The organism is Idiomarina solivarensis (genome assembly GCF_033052755.1).
Classification (GTDB): Bacteria; Pseudomonadota; Gammaproteobacteria; order Enterobacterales; family Alteromonadaceae; genus Idiomarina.
Window position 1 is genome coordinate 490,622 of the sequence record NZ_JAVFHZ010000001.1, and the last position, 19,171, is coordinate 509,792.

The window sequence follows — 19,171 nt, forward strand, 5'->3', positions numbered from 1 at the left end:
GCAAACACCGCTTACTTTTCTTGCAAAGCCTCGGCTGCAATTTCAAACGATCGCAAACGAGCCTTGTGCTCATAAGCATGGCAGGTCAGAATAACCTCATTGACACCGGTGTCATCTATAAACTGGTTAAGATGACGCTGAACTGAGTCTTTTGTGCCTACCGCAGTATAAGTTAACGCATGATTCGCACCGGCAAGTTCATGCGGTGCCGCAACGGCTCTTATATCATCAACAGGGGCTTTTAAGGGGCCCGGCATACCACGACGCAACGCAATAAACTGTTGCTGCATAGAACTCATCATCTTGCGGGCTTCAGTCTCGCTGTCAGCAGCAAAAACATTCATTGCTGCGGCAGCATAAGGCTCGCTCAAATAACGAGAGGGCCGGAAGTTGTCCCGGTAAGCTTTTAGTGCATGTTGCAGATAATCTGGCGCAAAGTGCGAGGCAAATGCATAAGGCAACCCTAAATGAGCGGCTAATTGCGCACCAAATGTGCTGGAGCCCAACAACCACACCGGAATTTTTTGCTGAAATCCGGGCACGGCTTTAATGGCATCACTTTCCTGCGCTTCTTCCAAATAACCTAACAACTCCTGCACATCATTTGGAAATTGCTCTGCGTCATCCGGCTTGCGGCGTAGCGCTCGTAAGGTGCGGCCATCGGTTCCCGGCGCTCGGCCTAAACCGATATCAATACGCCCCGGATACAATGAATCCAGCGTTCCGAACTGTTCAGCCACAACGAAAGGCGCATGATTAGGCAGCATGACACCGCCCGAGCCAACTCGAATTTTATCCGTTTTACCCGCCACATAACCCAGAGCGACGGCTGTTGCTGCTGATGCAATACCGGTCATATTATGATGCTCTGCCATCCAGAAGCGGTGGTAACCCCACCGCTCTGCATGCTGGGCTAAATCTGCAGAATTATGCAGAGATTCAGCCACTGACCCACCGTCCGTGATAGGCGCTAAATCAAGAACCGAATATTTCATAGCCAATTACAGCTCTTGCTTGGTTGGGCGAATGATCATCTCATTCACATCAACTTGTTGAGGTTGCTCAATGGCAAAGGTAATAGCACGAGCAATAGCGGCAGAATCAATGGCATCTGAGTATAAATCGTCGGCCATAGCCTTAGCGTCTTTGTCACTGATGTGATCAGTAAGTTCAGTTGCCACAGCGCCAGGTGAAATATTAGTCGCACGGATTTCACCGTTAGACTCCTGACGAATACCTTCAGAAATAGCTTTCACCGCGAACTTCGTTGCGCAATAAACCGTGCCGCCACCAAAGACTTTCTGACCAGCAACCGAGGATAAGTTAATAATATGACCCACTTTTTGTTCACGCATAACCGGTAACACCGCGGCAACACCGTAAAGCACGCCCTTGATGTTCACATCGATCATGGTATCCCACTCGTCCACTTTTAAAGCATCCAGCGGTGCCAGTGGCATTAGTCCGGCATTATTGATTAGCACATCAATACGGCCAAATTCAGCCTTAGTATCGTCAGCTAGCTTTTGAACAGCTTCTCTATCGGTCACATCAACGACGCGATACGCCGCCTGACCACCGTCCTTTTTAATTGACTCTGTTAATTCTTTTAACCGATCTTCACGGCGTGCCGCCAGCATCAGTTTTGCCCCTTTACCCGCAAGCATACGCGCTGTTTCTTCACCTAAACCACTGCTTGCGCCTGTAATAATCACTACTTTATCTTGTACTTCTGACATAGCTTTACCTCCGGTTACTGCTATTAGTCGACTGCCCCTAACTGCTTTAAAATCATCTCTTCAAAGCGCAGTAGTGGCAGCATAGAACGCTGCACTTTGGCTCGCAGTAAAGCCCCTTGCCAGCCAGAGAGAATAAAAGCTCCCATCTGCTCTGTATCGATATCTTGCTCGATTTGCTGTGCTTCTCGTGCTGCATCCAGGCAACGCGCAATACGTTGCTCCCAGTTAGAAAAAATACTGTCTAACCGCTCACGAAAAAGGGGGCTCTGCGAAGCCAGCTCCTGACCCAGGTTGCCTATCAGACAACCTTTCGAAAAATCACACGACTTCATATCTTCAACAGAACCGCGCAGATAAGAGCGCAAACGTTCGACAGGTCGCAACGTTTCGTTCCCCAGCGTTTCGTTCATGCGCTCTTCATACTCTTCTGCATAGGTTTCAATAACCGCAAGGCCGAAATCATTTTTACTTTTAAAATAATGATAAAACGATCCTTTCGGTACTTGCGCTTCGCTCAGAATTTTATTCAGCCCAGTGCTGCCGAAACCATGAATAGATATCAGGTCGGCACCAATGGTGATGATGTGTTGTCGCGTGTCATTCTTTATCATACAAACAATATTAGACCAGTCGTCTACAAAGTTCAAGGTAAGCCATTAACGTATTACTTATAATGCCCCCGCAATTGGCTCAGGCCAGACCCCGCAATGAATTTTGGCGATATGATCACTTTGCAGTATTTGCATCACCACACGGGACTGCCCTATTCCACCACCAATGGTTAATGGCAACTCGCCGGCCATCAGTGACTGGTGCCACGGCAACTTCAGCTTTTCTTCTTGTTCGCGAATGGCAAGCTGTCTCTTTAACGCTTGTTGGTCGACACGAATCCCCATAGAGGATAGCTCCAGCGCGTCATTTAACTCCGGATGCCAAACAAGAATATCGCCATTAAGCCCCGTACTGCCCTGCTCGTTAATCGAGCTCCAGTCGTCGTAATCCGGTGCCCTGACATCATGCGCGTAACCATGACTGAGCTCGCCACCGATACCAACCAAAAATACCGCGCCGTGGCGCTTAACGATTTCACGCTCGCGTTGTTTTGCGGTCAGTTTCGGATAGGCTTTGACGAGCTCTTCCGCATGAACCACATGAAGCTTCTTTGGTAGCAAATTAACACCGCCGTATTGCTCAATATATTCACGCTCGGTGTCGCGCAAAGCCGAATAAATCTGTTTAACGGTTTTGCACAGAAACGCGAGTGAGCGTTGTTCTTCTGTGATCACTTTTTCCCAGTCCCATTGATCAACATAAACCGAATGCACAGAGCTCAACGCTTCTTCGTCAGGACGCAGCGCTTTCATCTGCGTCACAATGCCTTCCCCTGCCCCAAAGCCATAACGACCCAGAGTATAGCGCTTCCATTTGGCTAACGAATGAACCACTTCAAAGGTTTTGCCAGGAACCGCTTTCACATTCACGGCAACGGCCTTTTCCCAGCCGGATAGATCATCCTGAACACCACTGCCATGCTCACTCAGTAATGGTGACTGCACTTCAATGAGCCCAAGCTGATGCTGTAATTGCCGAGTGAAACAGGCTTTTACGAATTGAATTTTTTGCTGCTGTTGCATGTAATGTAATTTCATAAGAGCTCCAGATCGTTAAAATAAATACTAAAAGACAATTCAATTAACACCTGCTGAAGCTTTTTATTCAATATGCATTAACAAAAATAGCTTTCCTTAATGCTTTTCGTTAATTTGTAGGCACACTTTTTAATGAAGTATTAAAAAAGCATGAAAAAATCACCTGAAAACTATCAAATCGATGATCTCGACCGTCTAATCCTGCAGACGTTAATGCAAGATGCCCGCATTGCTTATGCAGAACTGGCAAAACGATATAAAGTGAGTCCAGCCACTATTCATGTTCGAGTGGAAAAAATGAAACGGGCTGGGATTATCGAAGGCACACATTTACAGATAAACGCCAAGCGCTTAGGCTACGATGTCTGTTGCTTTATTGGCATTACGTTAAAAAGTGCGGGCGATTACCCAACCGCAATTGAAAAATTGGAAAAACTCGAAGAAGTCATTGAAGCGTATTACACCACTGGGCAGTACAATGTTTTTATTAAAATCATGACGCCATCAATTAATGAACTACAGCATACGCTTATTAACCGAATTCAGGCTATTGATGAAATACAATCGACGGAAACACTGATTTCATTGCAGCAGCCCATAAACAGAGACATACAGCCATGAGTAATCAAATTCGCTTAACCGAATACAGTCACGGCGCCGGTTGTGGCTGTAAAATATCGCCCCAAGTACTATCCACCATTTTGCAAAGCAAACTGGACCTGGCAGCGGACCCTAAATTACTGGTTGGTAACAGTAGCCGCGACGACGCAGCAGCGTACGATATGGGTAATGGCCAGGTGATATTAAGTACCACCGACTTTTTTATGCCGATTTGTGATGACCCGTTTGATTTTGGTCGCATTGCTGCAACCAATGCCATCAGCGACATATACGCTATGGGAGGACAACCGCTAATGGCGATTGCTATTTTAGGATGGCCGGTGAATAAACTTCCTGCAGAAGTCGCTCAGCAAGTCATTGATGGCGGCCGCCAAGCCTGCGCAGACGCAGGTATCATGCTTGCCGGCGGACACAGCATTGACGCGCCAGAGCCTATTTTTGGGCTAGCGGTAACCGGTCAGGTTGAAAAGCAAAAGCTGAAACAAAACAACACCGCAAAGGCGGGCGACATTCTGTTGCTAACCAAGCCGTTAGGTGTTGGCATTCTCACCACAGCACAAAAACAAAAGAAATTGTTGCCAGAACATAACGGAATCGCTATTGAAGCCATGTGTCAGCTTAACCAAATTGGTCGTGTTCTAGCGGAGGTTGCAGGTGTTAATGCTATGACCGACGTAACGGGGTTCGGTCTCGCCGGTCACTTGATTGAGATGGCTGAGGGCTCCGACCTCTACGCGCGTGTTCAGTTTGACAACGTACCCACACTGCCCCATGTGCATAGCTACCTTAGTCAGGGTTGTGTCCCGGGTGGCAGTCAACGAAATTTCGATAGTTACGGCCAGCATCTAAGCCCGCTACCCGAGCACCAGCGCAATTTACTCTGCGATCCACAAACATCCGGAGGCTTACTGATTAGTGTTGCCAGAGAGGAAGTTGAAGCACTGCGTCAACGTTGTGCCGAGCACAATCAATCCATACAGGTTATTGGCGAGCTCTATTCTGCTGAATCACAGCAATACAGAGTGGTCGTTGAATAAATGTTTGAACAATCGATACCCCAATCACAATTTGACCGCCTGTTTATTGACGATACTCCGTTACTTGACTTAAGGGCTCCGGCTGAATTCGCCAAGGGTGCCTTTACCAAAGCGGTTAATCATCCGTTAATGACCGATGCAGAGCGCGCCAAAGTCGGAACCTGCTATAAGCATCATGGCCAAACAGCAGCGATGGAACTGGGACACCAGTTAGTTAGCGGCAATATAAAGCAACAGCGGATGGCTAAATGGCAAGCCTTCTTCGAAAGCTATCCTAGCGGTGCAATTTATTGCTTCCGTGGCGGCTTACGTTCACAAATAGTGCAGCAATGGCTACGCCAGATAGATATAGACAAGCCACGAATTGAAGGCGGTTACAAAGCCCTGAGACAACACTTAATACAACGGACTGAAGAGCTCGTGTCCTCCTTTCGCTGGATTGTTGTCAGTGGTCGTACTGGCTGCCAAAAAACCGAGTTCATCAAGAACAAGCGCCACTCTATAGACTTAGAAGGCTTAGCTCACCACAGAGGATCTGCTTTCGGACGTTATCCGGAGCCACAGCCAAGCCAAATTGATTTCGAAAACCGGTTAGCCATTCAATTGATTAAGCTTAAAGCGTTAGGAGCCGGCACGTTATATATTGAGGATGAAGGCAGTCATATTGGTTCTGTCTCAGTGCCTTGGTGTTTACAACAGTTCACCCAAAACGCTGAGCGTCATACCATTGAATCGACCCTGGAACAGCGCATCGAAGTTATTTACCAGGAATATGTTATTGATGCAGAGAGCCGCTATTCATCGCGGGAGCAATTCGAGCATTACCTGCTCGACAGTTTAAGCCGAAACCGCAAACGTTTGGGCGATCTCCGCTTCCGTCAGCTGTTCAGCACACTCCAGCAAGCTCTAAGCAAAGACAGTCAAGATCTACATAAGCAGTGGATAAAAGGACTGTTGGTAGATTACTACGACCCGATGTATGACTACCAAATGAAAAAGCGATAAGCATCGCTAAAAATCTGCGACTTGCCGAAAACAGCAGTCAACCCTCAAGGCTTTTGTTATGGTACTTGAATAATAACACCAAGGGGATCTACCTATGTTCACACGAATGTTAAGCCGAATGACGGCGGCCGCATTGGTTTTTGTTGCCCTGCCCTCTATGGCAGAAACAAAAGACCTTTCGTACTACCTGCCTCAGGACGTCAGCTACAACCCAAACATCACCAAGCCAAAGGAAGTTCTTGGCTACCAGGTGGGTGACTGGCACGCCCGTCCCGAACAAATTGTAAACTATATGAAAGTTCTGGCTGAAGAGTCAGACAGAATCACTCTACAGGTAACCGGCCGTACACATGAACAACGTCCATTATTACTACTAACCGTGACTTCTGAAGAAAATCACAAAAATATTGAGGATGTTCGCGAGCGTCATCTGGCGGCGGCTGATCCGAATCGCGATGCCGATCCTGATAACACCCCGGTAGTCATGTACATGGGGTACAGTATTCATGGCGATGAATCAAGCGGCAGTAACGCTGCAATACTCTTTGCTTATTATCTTGCCGCCGCTGAAGGCGAAGCGGTTGAGACACTCCTTAATGACTCTGTTATTTTGCTCGATCCTGCTTTCAATCCGGATGGTCTGGCCCGCTTTGCGCAATGGGCCAACCAGCATCGTGGACAAAACCTGGTAGCGGACCCTCAGCATAGAGAGCATGTTCAACCTTTCATTCGTGGCCGGGTAAACCACTACTGGTTTGATATGAATCGTGACTGGCTTTTGCTACAACACCCTGAGTCACGCGCACGGATCGCTAACTTCCAAAAGTGGAAACCCAACGTGCTCACCGATTACCACGAAATGGGAACCAACAGCACTTTCTTTTTCCAGCCGGGTATTCCTTCACGCAAAAATCCACTCACTCCGGATGAAAACGTGCGCTTAACGGAAATTCTGGCAGTAGAACACGCCGATTCGCTAAATGATATTGGCAGTCTTTACTACACCGAAGAGTCGTTCGATGATTTTTATTATGGGAAAGGCTCTACCTATCCGGACATTCAAGGCGCTGTCGGTATTCTTTTTGAACAGGCTTCCAGTCGAGGCCACTTGCAAGACTCAGTGAATGGTGAAGTCAGCTTTCCGTTCACCATCCGTAATCAGTTTGTTGCGTCACTGAGCGCCATTTACGGTACACATAAACACAAAAGCCGTTTTATCGAATTTCAGGAACGCGCTTATGATGAGAGTCTGGAAGCAGCCAAAGATGCAAATTTCGACGGTTATTTGCTGGGCGATTCAAGCGACCCTTCAAGAGTCGAAGGATTACTGAATATCTTTGAGCAACACGGAATCAAAGCCTATCGAATAGAAAAAGACATTGAACAAAACGGGACTAAATTTAGCGCTGGCAGTAGCTATTACGTGCCGCTTGAGCAGCCGCAATACGGTTTAATCCAGGGTATATTTAACACTCGGAAAAGCTTTCCAAACAATACTTTTTATGATGTTTCAGGTTGGACATTACCACTAGCATTTAATATCCCATTTGAAACCCACCGTGGCCGTATTCAAATCGCAGATAAAGCCTGGACTGATATTAAACGCAATACATCCGCACTAACGAATGCTTACGCCTACGCATTTAGCTGGAACGACTATCTGGCGCCTGGACTTTTGCAGGAACTTTTAGAGCAAAATATTCATGCACGCCAGAGTACAAAGCCATTTACTGTTAAAACAGAAGAGGGTCGTCGGGAGTTTTCAGCAGGCGCTATCGTTATACCCAAAGCCTATCAGGAGCATGATTGGCTAGACGTTCAACGCCGTTTAGCGACCGCGGCAAAAGAAAAAGGCATCCATGTAACCTCAATTGAAACAGGCTTAACCCCAGAAGGCGTTGATCTTGGCAGCCGCAATATTAAGCCAGTAGAGCAACCCAGTGTGATGATGTTAACCGGTGCGGGCGTTAACCTGTACGAAGCGGGTGAAGCCTGGTATTACCTGGACCGTCATGTGGGTATTCCTTTATCTATGATCGATACTGACCGGCTGTCGCGAGTCGATTTAACGCGCTACAGCCACATCATCATGGTGGATGGCAGTTACCATACCCTGGATAAAAAACTGGGTAGAAAAATAAAGCAATGGGTAAGCGAGGGTGGCACCATTATTGGCCAGCGCGGTGGTGCTGAGTGGTTGTCTGAGAACGGTCTTCTCCACACCCGCTTTATTGATGAATCTGTTTTTGAGAAAGCCTTTTCAGAGAACCAAATGAGTTATAAAGATCGTGACGATTTTTATGCACAGCAACGTATCGCTGGTGCCATTTTCTCAATGGACGTTGATACCTCTCATCCTCTATTCTTTGGTTTTCCAAGCGAGCAAATGCCGGTCTTCAAAAACTCGGTTGCCGCTATGGAAGCACCTGAATCACCTTTTGTTTCAGTAGCTCATTACTCAAAGCAACCGTTAATGAGCGGCTACACCGATGAGCGCAACCGCGAAATACTTAAAGGTAAAACCAATATAGCCGCCCATCGATTTGGCGACGGTCAGGTTATTGGCTTTGCGGATAACGTCAACTTTCGCGCCTACTTTTGGGGAACGGCCAAATTATTGAGTAATGCCATCTATCTTGGTCCCCGCATTGAAGTGTATGCAGAGAAACTGGCTGATAAAAAAGCAGCTGATGCGGCGGCCGAAGCTCACTAATTTATCCATCGGCAATGATTCACCCTAGACTGCTAAGAGTTTTCTCTTAGCAGTTTTTTACACTCCATCATTCTGGCCATCTGAGCAATCATGGTCTACCTTACTAATTGAATCATATTAATTAGTGAGTGAGGTGCTTATGTTACGTTGGGTTCTTATTTTCCTCGTCGTTGCCGTTATTGCTGCTATTTTAGGGTTCAGTGGTATTGCCGGGGCCGCGGCGGAAATAGCTAAGATCATCTTCTATATCTTCATTATTCTTTTTGCAGTTTCTTTAGTCATTCGCCTACTCCAGGGTGGCAAACGGCGATAACTTTAATCAGTATTAGACATTGGTCGTATGCCAACAGCTATTGAGTTTACGCTACAATAACTGTTGGCATTTTTTATGTTTGTCTGTCTAACACTACAACAAAGAGGCTCTTGCCATGAACGCAATCGTAATGATGGTTCTGGGTTTAGGTGCGATGTTTCTCGGTTATGTTTTCTATTCAAAATTCATTGCAGAGAAAATTCTCAAACTCGATCCAAACTTCAGAACACCGGCTCACGAATTAGAAGATGGCGTTGACTTCGTCCCTACCAATAAGTATGTCCTCTGGGGTCACCACTTTACTTCAGTTGCCGGGGCGGCACCTATCATAGGTCCGGCTATTGCCGTCATCTGGGGTTGGGTACCGGCATTTTTATGGGTCATATTCGGAACCATCTTCTTTGCCGGCGTTCACGATGCAGGCGCTATTTGGGCCAGTAACCGTAATAAAGCAAAATCAATTGGTAACCTGACCGGCGATGTCGTTGGCAAGCGCTCTCAAACCTTGTTCATGATTGTCATTTTCCTTGTCCTGCTGATGGTCAATGCCGTTTTCGCTACGGCCATCTCTGGCTTGCTCATCGAGTTTTCCAGTTCCGTTGTACCGGTTTGGGGCGCTATATTTGTTGCACTCATTATCGGCCAAATTATTTTTCGCAAATGGATGGGGCTTGGAGCAGTATCAATAATTGGTGTTCTGGCGCTGTACGCTCTCATCTGGGCCGGTCCTTCGTTTCCTATTGAGTTACCGGAAACCATAATGGGCGTTAGTGACAACGCGCAGTGGGTTCTTATCCTGTTCGGTTATGCTGCTATTGCTTCGTTACTGCCCGTTTGGATGTTGTTGCAGCCTCGCGACTACATTAACGGCCTGCAACTGTTTATCGGCCTTATTTTGCTTTACGGCGCCACCTTATTATTGGCTCCGGAAATCTCCGCTCCGGCCTTTAACAGCAATACACCAGAAGGCACTCCGTCTATGGTTCCGCTGCTATTTGTCACCATTGCTTGTGGCGCAATTTCAGGCTTTCATGGGTTGGTCGCTTCGGGAACAACCTCTAAACAACTCGATAAAGAGACCGATGCACGCTTCGTTGGTTACTTTGGTGCGATAGGCGAAGGATCGCTCTCCTTAGCAACCATTATCGCTGCAACAGCAGGCTTTGCTACCCTTGCGGACTGGGAAGCCGTTTACTCTTCCTTTGGTCAGGGTGGCGTGTCGGCCTTTGTGGAAGGTGGCGCGAATATTATTAGCCAGGGTCTGGGTCTGGATGTCGACATTTCAGAAACTCTGCTCACTGTAATGGCTGTACTTTTCGCTGGCACCACAATGGATACAGGCTTACGTCTACAACGCTATATTTTTCAGGAATGGGGAAACCTATATAAAATTAACTGGATGCAAAAAGCCTTTCCTGCAACGATGCTTGCCGTCGGCAGCTGCTTATTGCTTGCCTTTGGTGCGGGAGGTGCAGACGGTACAGGCGGCTTGGTTATTTGGCCTCTTTTTGGTACAACAAACCAGCTACTGGCAGGCCTGACTTTACTCGTTATTACGGTCATGCTGGTACGCTTAGGCCGCCCTATGTACTACACCTTGTTACCCTTAATTTTCTTATTAATCATGACGGTGTTCGCTCTCATTGTGCAGCTTCAGGGTTTCTATCAAAACCAGGACTGGTTCCTGATGGGCCTCGACTTAGTGGTTCTGGTTGCGGCTATCTGGATTGCTCTTGAAGCCAGTGCGAGTCTGTCGAAAATCCGTAAAGAACAAAAAGCACAGAAGCCATAGTAAAGGGAGAGAGAGCAGTATGAACGTTCAGTCAGTTCGCCGTTGGTTTAGTCGGGCAAGCGATTTAGCTAACGAGTTTTATCATGCGCCCTACCGTTCGGCCATTGCCCGTGCGAAGCGCGATGAAGATGATCTGTTCATGCTGCTCGTTTTTTCTGAAATGATGGGTGTGCCGAATCCGGCCGCCTATTATACTTTAGAGTTACAACCTTTAATGCTCGAACGTTTTCACGAATGGCATCAACGTATGGGTATGGAACACTCTCCTCTTGACCACTTCCGTTGTTGCTAGTTTTTTACCCGATCAAATTAGGGTTAATTTCTCATGTTGTTAAGCGATAAAAAAGTTTTATTGATTGGTGGTAAAGGTGGCGTTGGTAAAACAACCGTCTCTTCTGCTTTGGCTGTACTTGCTGCCCGCGAAGGAAAAAAGGTTCTGTTGGTCTCAACCGATCCGGCGCATAGCCTGGCCGATGTATTCGACAAAAAGATTGGCGACCAAAAAACCACACTGCGTAAAAACTTAACAGCATTAGAAATTGATCCTGACCACGAAGTTAAAACTCATATCGAACGAGTGAGCGCTCAGATGAAGCGCTTTACTAACCCCGATCTTTTTCCCGAAATTGAACGGCAGATGCGCTTAACTCAACAATCTCCCGGGGCCCAGGAAGCTGCGCTGTTAGAGAGAATTTGTAACGTTATTGACGAGGCCGAAAAAGACTATGACTTACTTATTTTCGATACCGCTCCCACCGGCCACACATTACGTTTGTTGAGCTTACCTGAAGCTATGGCAGCCTGGACACAGGGAATGCTGCGATCGCAAAAGCGGTCGAAGGATCTTGACTCGGTGCTCGATCACCTGTCCCCAAAAGCGGGTAAAGACATCAATAATCCGATGGCGGATCCTAACGAAAATGCCAGCGACGGAATGACCGACCGTACCAAAGCCATTACCGAGCAGTTGTTGAACCGACAACGGTTATTTCAGAGAACCCGGCGTTTATTGCAAGACAGCAGCTATACGTCAATTCTGTTTGTGTTAACCCCAGAGCGGCTGCCAATACAGGAAACGGAACGTGCACTGCAGTCGTTAACGGAAGAGAAGTTACCTATTGGGGGCGTTGTCATTAACCGGATTTTACCTGAGCAAGCCGACGGTAGCTTTCTGGCCCGCCGCAGGGAGCAGGAGAAAAGTTACTTGGAAGATATTCAAAAACGTTTTAAAGCCTGGCCAAACTACCGACTTTATTTATTGGAAGAAGATGTGCAGGGAATCGCTGCGTTAGAAGCCTTTGCGAATAACCTGGAACAGGCTGGTTTTTCTTCCTAATTGCCACTTTACTGTCATCGGTTTCTCTTATAATACGTATACAGTGTCATTATTGTTACTTAAGGAGAGTACTATGCGCGCTGTAGGATACAAAGAATCACTTCCTGTAGAGGACTCCAATTCATTACTGGACATCACTGTTGACGACCCGTTACCTGGGCCTGACGATTTACTCATTAAAGTTAAAGCGATAGCGGTCAATCCTGTTGACACAAAAATCCGCATGCGGACGGCGCCAGAGTCGGGTCATAAAATCATTGGCTGGGACGCCGTTGGTGAAGTCCTCTCCATAGGCGAAAACGTAACACACTTTACCCCCGGAGACAGGGTTTGGTATGCCGGTGATTTAACCCGGCCAGGTTGCAACGCTCAACGACAAGTCGTTGACCATCGCATTGTTGGTAAAGCGCCTAATAACCTCGATGACAATCAGGCAGCAGCCCTGCCCTTAACCAGCATTACCGCCTGGGAATTGCTGTTTGAACGATTGCAAATTGATAAGCCATCGCCTCATAAGAAAAGAACACTACTAGTTATTGGCGGTGCCGGGGGAGTTGGATCAATACTGATTCAACTTGCTGCTCAGCTTACAGATGCCACTATTATTGCAACCGCCTCCCGCGCGGAGTCTCAACAGTGGGTAAAAGCATTAGGGGCTCATCATGTGATTAATCATCATGAGGATTTAGCCGCGCAACTTGAAGGTATCGGCACCGACCCAGTCACCGACGTGGCCTGCTTAACCCATAGTGAACAATATTTTGCTCAGTGCATGAACCTTATGGCCCCTCAGGGACGCTTTGGCTTAATAGATGATCCCTCAGAAAGTATCGACATCACGCTGATGAAACAAAAAAGTATTAGCCTGCACTGGGAGTTTATGTTTACCCGCTCTCTATTTACCACTGCAGACATGGTTAAGCAGCAAGAGCTATTGAATCATATCGCAAAGTTAGTTGAGAAAGGCCAGATACGCTCGACGCTTGGTAAAACCTTTGGTGAGTTGACAGCAAACAATCTGCGCGAGGCACACAAAGCTATTGAGAGTCAAAAAACGATAGGAAAGATTACGCTAACTGTGGCTGAATAGTTTTACAAACATACATGAATGTATGTATAATTCGGGATTGATATAAAATTAAAAGGTCAGAGGTAATTTAATGAACACGCGTTTTAAGTTTGCCCCTATTTTGGCAGCGGGTCTATTGTTAACGGGAACGCTAACAGCATGCAGTGACCAACAACAACAGCAAAGCCAGCAGCAAGCCGTTCCGGTAGAAGTTATTACCATTGCTCCTGAACCCGTTAAGTTGAGCACTGACTTACCTGGCAGAACAGCCTCCTACCGCGTTGCACAGGTTCGTCCGCAAGTTAGTGGTCTGTTACTTGAACGAGCTTTCGAAGAAGGCACTTTTGTTGAAAAAGGTCAGCAGCTCTATCAAATTGATCCTGCCGTTTACGAAGCTCAGCTTGCAAGTGCCAAAGCCGAAGTGGAGAGCGCAAAAGCCATATTGCACAGTTCGAGATTACGCTACGAGCGTTTTCAGGAACTCTTAGAAGAAAATGCAGTGAGCCAGGACGAGTTTGATAGTGCCGAAGCCACTTTTTACCAAAATAAAGCAGCAGTTTCATTAGCAGAAGCTCAACTAAAGAATGCTCGAATTAATTTAGAATACACTAAGGTTAACGCCCCTATTAGTGGCATCGTTGGTCGCTCAAACTTTACTGAAGGCGCCCTACTGACAGCTTCCCAGGCAGAGCCTTTAGTCACCATCAACCAATTGGACCCAATCTACGTTGATATCAGCCAATCCAGCAAGCAGTTTATGAAACTGAAAGCGGATATCGAGTCAGGACGCATTCAAGCGAACGAAAAAGGCAATGCAATGGTGCGCTTAAAGCTGAATGGACTCGATTATGATCAGAAAGGTGAGCTGCTTTTCTCTGAGGTCAGCGTTGAAGAAGATACCGGCGCGATTTTATTACGTGCTGAGTTTCCAAACCCCGATAAAACGCTTTATCCGGGCATGTTTGTTCGCGCTGAGGTCAGTGAAGGAACGCTAAATTCGGCTATTCTGGTGCCACAAAATGCCGTTACCCGAGACCCTCGTGGCCGCCCTTATGTCATGTTGGTTAACAGCGAAAACAAAATTGAACAACGAATGATAACCACTGATCGTGCAATGGGAAGCGACTGGCTAGTCACTGAAGGCATCAAAGAAGGCGATACGATTGTCACCGCTGGCTTGCAGAAAATCCGCCCGGGCGACACAGTGACTATCGATTCATCTAACTCTGAACAGCAGCAGTAAAGGAAGTCAGTAATGGCCAAGTTTTTTATTAACCGCCCAATATTTGCCTGGGTTATTGCGCTGCTGACAATGATGGCAGGCGCAATCGCAATGCTGCAACTGCCGATAGCGCAGTACCCGACAATAGCCCCTCCTGCTGTTGAAATTCAGGTCAGCTATCCGGGCGCTAACGCAGAAACCGTATCGAATACTGTAACCAAAGTGATCGAGCAAAATATGACAGGTGTTGATAACCTGCTGTACTTTTCTTCACAGAGTAACTTTGGTAGTGCCACCATTAGCCTGACGTTTGCATCGGGCACGGATCCCGATATCGCTCAGGTTCAAGTGCAAAACAAACTCTCACAGGCAACGCCACAGTTACCTCAGGAAGTTCAGGCACAGGGAATTACCGTCAGTAAATCAAGCAGCTCCTTCCTAATGGTTGCGGCACTGGTTGCTACCGATGACAGATACACACAAACCGATTTAAGCGATTACATCGCCTCTAACATTCAGGATCCTATCGCTCGTACAACGGGTGTCGGTAACGTGCAACTGTTCGGCTCTCCCTACGCTATGCGCATTTGGGTAGAACCTTCTGCATTGGTTAACTACGGCATCACAATGGCTGAGATAAAAGCAGCTATTCGGGCTCAAAATGCCCAGGTCGCAGCAGGTCAACTTGGTGGAACACCGGCTGTAGAAGGCCAGCGCCTGAACGCAACGATCATCGCGCAGACTCGCTTGTCCGATGTATCAGAATTTAAAAATATCACCTTAAAAGTGATGCCGGATGGCTCGCAGGTGCGTCTTAAAGACGTTGCCAGAGTTGAGAAAGGTGCCGAGAACTATTCAATTAAAGCCAACTACAATGGCAAGCCTGCGACAGGCTTAGCAATTAATCTTCAAACCGGTGCCAATGCACTAGAAACCGCTGATGCGGTAAAGGCCCGTCTTGACGAACTGGAACAGTTCTTTCCGGCCGGAATGAAGATGGTTACGGCCTATGACACCACACCATTTATCAAAATTTCTATTTCGGAAGTTGCTCAGGTTCTGGTGGAAGCCATTATTTTAGTCTTTCTGTTGATGTTCCTGTTCTTGCAGAACCTTCGTGCAACGTTAATACCCACGCTGGCTATACCCGTGGTTATTCTTGGTACCATGGGCGTTATGTCATTAGCCGGCTTTTCAATTAACACCCTGACCATGTTCGGTATGGTTCTTTCCATAGGGCTGTTGGTGGATGATGCCATTGTTGTTGTGGAGAACGTTGAACGACTTATGTCTGAAGAGGGGTTGTCACCGAAACAGGCAACCATTAAATCGATGGGGCAAATTACAGGAGCATTGGTTGCTATCGGCATTGTCATGGCGGCAGTATTCGCACCGATGGCATTCTTCCCCGGCTCTACCGGAGCCGTCTATCGACAGTTCTCATTGACCATTATTACTTCAATGAGCTTGTCGGTGCTGGTTGCAATTATCTTCTCCCCTGCACTGTGTGCCACTATCCTTAAGCCCGTTAAGCACGACAAGAACAGTGGCTGGGGGCCGCTTGGCTGGTTCAACCGTACACTTGAAAAATGGACCATTAAGTACACCAATTCGGTAAACGCCATTTTACGTCGTACTTTACGTTTTGGCTTGTTGTATTTAGGCATTATTGGCTTACTTGCGTATCTGTTTACGCAACTGCCAACTGGCTTCTTACCAAACGAAGATCGCGGTGTGTTTCTCACTCAGATGCAATTGCCGGTAGGTTCAACTCTTGAACAATCGGTTAATACCATGAACAAAATTGAAAACTATTACCTGAACGAAGAAGAAGCGGTTCAATCCGTATTCTCCGTTGTCGGTTTCAGTTTCTCAGGCCGTAGTCAGGCTAATGGTATTGCTTTCGTGCGCCTTAAAGACTGGAGCGAACGTACAGAAAATCAGAGCGTTGAAGCGGTTATTGGCAGAGCCTTTGGCTTCTTCGCGACCATTAAAGAAGCAATGGTCTTTGCGTTTAACCTGCCTCCTATTCCTGAACTCGGTGTTTCTAGTGGCTTTAACCTGTTCATACAAGACCGCGGTAATCTGGGTCATGATCAGCTCGTTCAAGCCCGGAATCAACTGTTAGGGATGGCTGCACAAAATGACAAGTTGGTGCAGGTTCGTCCTAACGGACTAGAAGATGCTCCGCAGTTGCGCATTGACGTAGACTTTGAAAAAGCTCAGGCACTGGGCCTGACCATTGCAAGTATCAATGAAACATTAAGCACGGCTTGGGGCTCAGCTTATGTTAATGACTTTATCGATCGCGGTCGCGTTAAACGAGTCTATATTCAGGGTATTGCAGAAGCTCGCATGCTCCCGAAAGACATAAATGAATGGTATGTCAGGAATAACCAAGGTGCGATGGTGCCGTTTAGCTCATTCTCAAGTTGGGAATGGACTTATGGGCCTCAGCGCGTTGAAAGTTACAACGGTGTGCCTGCTCTAGAAATTCAGGGGCAAGCGGCCCCGGGAATCAGTACCGGTCAGGCAATGATTGAAATGGAGCAAATGATCGCCAAGTTGCCTCCGGGCATCGGCTATGAGTGGACGGGAATCTCTTTGCAGGAGCGCAAGTCAGGTGACTTTGCACCTATTTTATACAGCGTTTCCCTTATTGTCGTTTTCCTATTCCTTGCAGCGCTTTATGAAAGCTGGTCGATTCCGTTCTCAGTTATGCTGGTTGTCCCTCTGGGTATTCTTGGGGCAGTCGTTGCGGTAATGCTTCGCGGCATTTCCAACGACGTCTATTTCCAGGTGGGTCTATTAACGACAGTCGGCGTATCCGCAAGGAATGCGATACTTATTGTTGAATTTGCGAAAGACTTGCAGGCTCAGGGTAAAGACCTATTGGATGCAACCCTAGAGGCGGTACGCTTACGTTTGCGCCCTATTTTGATGACCTCATTAGCGTTCGTGTTCGGTGTTATGCCGTTAGCGCTGAGTGACGGTGCAGGTGCAGCAAGTCGTAACGCCATCGGTACCAGCGTGGTTGGTGGTATGATTGGAGGTACTCTATTAGCTATCTTCTTTGTCCCACTATTCTTCTATGTTGTAAGGCGAATATTCCCGCCCAAACAACCTGAGGAATAATCAAAATAAAAAACCCGGAGCTTTCTCAAAACTCCGGGTTTTCTTTTATAGAACTCAATTAAACAGCTTTTTTAAAGACTAACAGTTTCTGTCCTCTGTAGCTCAATAGAAAAACTAGCCCTTCAGCTAAGGGCTTACCTATGAATGGTGTTAAACCAAGGTATCTAAAGGCTTCTGTAAGACCATAATTAGCAGCCACCAGGACAACGGCAAGACAACTGTATTTAGCTGCGTCCCAGGCAATATGAGATCCTTCTTTAAACACCCACTGACGATTAAGTGAAAAATTGAATACGCCGGAAACAACCCTCGCCAGAACAATTGATTCAAGCACCTGTCCGGAGAAAAAATAGGCGGTAGCGAACACTGTGTAATCGAGCCCGGCCGACAATATGCCGATACTCGCAAACTTAAAGAACTTCTGGTAGATTTTTATCGAGTCGACTACTGGCCGATAATGACTGGCCTCATTGCCTTCTTCGTAGACGGTAGCAATTTTTTGCGAACTTATACGATAGCCAAAACGCTTTGCTGACAGCAGCATTTCCAATTCAAACTCATAACCACAGCTATCAAAAGTCACCAGATTTTCTATAAAGTCTAAAGGGATACCCCGCAAGCCTGTCTGTGTATCACGTATATCCTGGCCCGTTACCATCCTAAAAATTATGCGAGTGAATTTATTGCCAACTTTAGAACGTAACGGAACATCATTTTTTTCGAATACACGACTGCCTAACCATAGCTTATTCGGATAACCCTTTAGGCGTGTACAAATGGCAATAATATCGTTAGCTAAGTGTTGACCGTCTGCATCGGCCGTCACAGCACCAGAACAACGGTCTTCCTGCTGCTCGAGGATCCAACGAAAAGCAGTGCGTAATGCGGCTCCTTTTCCCTGGTTTTGATTATGAGTTAAAATGTAGATGCGATGGCGATTGCTCAGTTGGTCAAATACGGTAGCCGAGCGACTACCATCATTCACTATAACAATCCCCAGGTGGTGGCTCCATTCGGGGTCTTCAGCTGTGATCTGATCAATAAGCGCCAGCAGGTGCTGGTCGGGATCCAGAGCCGGAATAACAATATAAGGTTTCTTCATTCGAGCTCTGAACCTTTATTAACTTTTTTTGTCGTGATCCTCTTTGACTTCGTACTCGCCGTCAATAACCGAACCATTCCCTTGTTGCGTATTTTCATTATGTTCTTGTCGCTGCTGATATTGACGTTGTTGTTCTTGATAGTGTTGTTTAGCCTGCTTTCGCATGCGCCAAATCTGCTTAATCGTATGCCGTTGCCGCCACAGCATCGGAATTGCCAGCAGCGCTAAAACTGCCGCAATGACCATCCCAAAAGCTAAGCCTAAGCCAACCAGGACCAACAACAAAACAAGGCCCAGCAATCGGCTGAGCCAATTGCCGGAGGATTTCCCTCCGGCACGTGAACCCTGATTAAAACGGACATAAACTTTATCTCGTTTATGAGTCATAACTACTCCTCAAAAATGACTACAGTGTTAAGACAACATCAATCACTGACC

Annotated in this window: 17 protein-coding genes; 11 read left to right on the plus strand and 6 right to left on the minus strand. The window is 46.9% G+C overall.

Annotation, left to right across the window (positions count from 1 at the left end; genetic code table 11):
* Nucleotides 1-11 precede the first annotated feature (11 nt).
* The 4 genes from RBK99_RS02365 to asnA are packed head-to-tail and all read right to left on the minus strand — an operon-like array spanning nucleotide 12 to nucleotide 3,388.
* Nucleotides 12-995: an LLM class flavin-dependent oxidoreductase gene (locus RBK99_RS02365; RefSeq protein ID WP_317503034.1), complete on the minus strand. Its 984-nt coding sequence runs from the start codon at nucleotides 993-995 to the stop codon at nucleotides 12-14.
* Between the two features lie 6 nt (nucleotides 996-1,001).
* Entirely contained in the window at nucleotides 1,002-1,739 is a 738-nt protein-coding gene (locus tag RBK99_RS02370) for an SDR family oxidoreductase (RefSeq protein WP_317503035.1), read from the minus strand.
* A 23-nt stretch (nucleotides 1,740-1,762) separates the two neighbouring features.
* The gene (locus RBK99_RS02375) at nucleotides 1,763-2,350 is read right to left on the minus strand and encodes a TetR/AcrR family transcriptional regulator (RefSeq protein ID WP_317503036.1); all 588 of its coding nucleotides are present in this window, start codon (nucleotides 2,348-2,350) and stop codon (nucleotides 1,763-1,765) included.
* Between the two features lie 57 nt (nucleotides 2,351-2,407).
* A complete protein-coding gene (gene asnA / locus RBK99_RS02380; RefSeq protein ID WP_317503037.1) occupies nucleotides 2,408-3,388 on the minus strand; it encodes an aspartate--ammonia ligase in 981 nt (326 codons plus the stop codon).
* A gap of 150 nt (nucleotides 3,389-3,538) precedes the next feature.
* Here asnA and asnC point away from each other — a divergent pair, with 150 nt between their 5' ends.
* The 11 genes from asnC (at nucleotide 3,539) to RBK99_RS02435 (ending at nucleotide 17,631) form a co-directional block, all read left to right on the plus strand.
* Nucleotides 3,539-4,009, plus strand: a complete 471-nt coding sequence (asnC, locus tag RBK99_RS02385) for a transcriptional regulator AsnC (protein ID WP_317503038.1) — start codon at nucleotides 3,539-3,541, stop codon at nucleotides 4,007-4,009.
* Nucleotides 4,006-5,046, plus strand: coding sequence for a selenide, water dikinase SelD (selD, locus tag RBK99_RS02390; protein WP_317503039.1), 1,041 nt, complete (start codon nucleotides 4,006-4,008; stop codon nucleotides 5,044-5,046). The genes asnC and selD overlap by 4 nt, the downstream gene beginning before the upstream one ends.
* Nucleotides 5,047-6,051, plus strand: a complete 1,005-nt coding sequence (mnmH, locus tag RBK99_RS02395; RefSeq protein WP_317503040.1) for a tRNA 2-selenouridine(34) synthase MnmH — start codon at nucleotides 5,047-5,049, stop codon at nucleotides 6,049-6,051.
* A gap of 94 nt (nucleotides 6,052-6,145) precedes the next feature.
* Nucleotides 6,146-8,764 carry a M14 metallopeptidase family protein gene (locus RBK99_RS02400; protein ID WP_317503041.1) on the plus strand — a complete coding sequence of 873 codons (2,619 nt, stop codon included), beginning with the start codon at nucleotides 6,146-6,148 and terminating at the stop codon, nucleotides 8,762-8,764.
* A gap of 139 nt (nucleotides 8,765-8,903) precedes the next feature.
* Nucleotides 8,904-9,077, plus strand: coding sequence for a DUF1328 family protein (locus tag RBK99_RS02405; protein WP_317503042.1), 174 nt, complete (start codon nucleotides 8,904-8,906; stop codon nucleotides 9,075-9,077).
* A 115-nt stretch (nucleotides 9,078-9,192) separates the two neighbouring features.
* Nucleotides 9,193-10,869, plus strand: a complete 1,677-nt coding sequence (locus tag RBK99_RS02410) for a carbon starvation CstA family protein (protein ID WP_317503043.1) — start codon at nucleotides 9,193-9,195, stop codon at nucleotides 10,867-10,869.
* Nucleotides 10,870-10,888: 19 nt separating this feature from the next.
* Nucleotides 10,889-11,161 (plus strand): cory-CC-star protein, encoded by a 273-nt coding sequence (locus RBK99_RS02415; protein ID WP_317503044.1) that lies wholly within the window; start codon nucleotides 10,889-10,891, stop codon nucleotides 11,159-11,161.
* A 33-nt stretch (nucleotides 11,162-11,194) separates the two neighbouring features.
* Complete coding sequence (locus RBK99_RS02420) at nucleotides 11,195-12,205, plus strand: ArsA family ATPase (RefSeq protein ID WP_317503045.1); 1,011 nt, start codon at nucleotides 11,195-11,197, stop codon at nucleotides 12,203-12,205.
* Nucleotides 12,206-12,278: 73 nt separating this feature from the next.
* Nucleotides 12,279-13,295 (plus strand): zinc-binding alcohol dehydrogenase family protein, encoded by a 1,017-nt coding sequence (locus tag RBK99_RS02425; RefSeq protein ID WP_317503046.1) that lies wholly within the window; start codon nucleotides 12,279-12,281, stop codon nucleotides 13,293-13,295.
* A 70-nt stretch (nucleotides 13,296-13,365) separates the two neighbouring features.
* A complete protein-coding gene (locus tag RBK99_RS02430; protein WP_317503047.1) occupies nucleotides 13,366-14,517 on the plus strand; it encodes an efflux RND transporter periplasmic adaptor subunit in 1,152 nt (383 codons plus the stop codon).
* Between the two features lie 12 nt (nucleotides 14,518-14,529).
* Nucleotides 14,530-17,631, plus strand: a complete 3,102-nt coding sequence (locus tag RBK99_RS02435) for an efflux RND transporter permease subunit (RefSeq protein WP_317503048.1) — start codon at nucleotides 14,530-14,532, stop codon at nucleotides 17,629-17,631.
* A gap of 58 nt (nucleotides 17,632-17,689) precedes the next feature.
* Here the strand turns inward: RBK99_RS02435 and RBK99_RS02440 are convergent, their stop codons facing one another.
* Nucleotides 17,690-18,733 carry a GtrA family protein gene (locus RBK99_RS02440; RefSeq protein WP_317503049.1) on the minus strand — a complete coding sequence of 348 codons (1,044 nt, stop codon included), beginning with the start codon at nucleotides 18,731-18,733 and terminating at the stop codon, nucleotides 17,690-17,692.
* A gap of 18 nt (nucleotides 18,734-18,751) precedes the next feature.
* Nucleotides 18,752-19,120 carry a hypothetical protein gene (locus RBK99_RS02445; protein ID WP_317503050.1) on the minus strand — a complete coding sequence of 123 codons (369 nt, stop codon included), beginning with the start codon at nucleotides 19,118-19,120 and terminating at the stop codon, nucleotides 18,752-18,754.
* Nucleotides 19,121-19,171 lie beyond the last annotated feature (51 nt).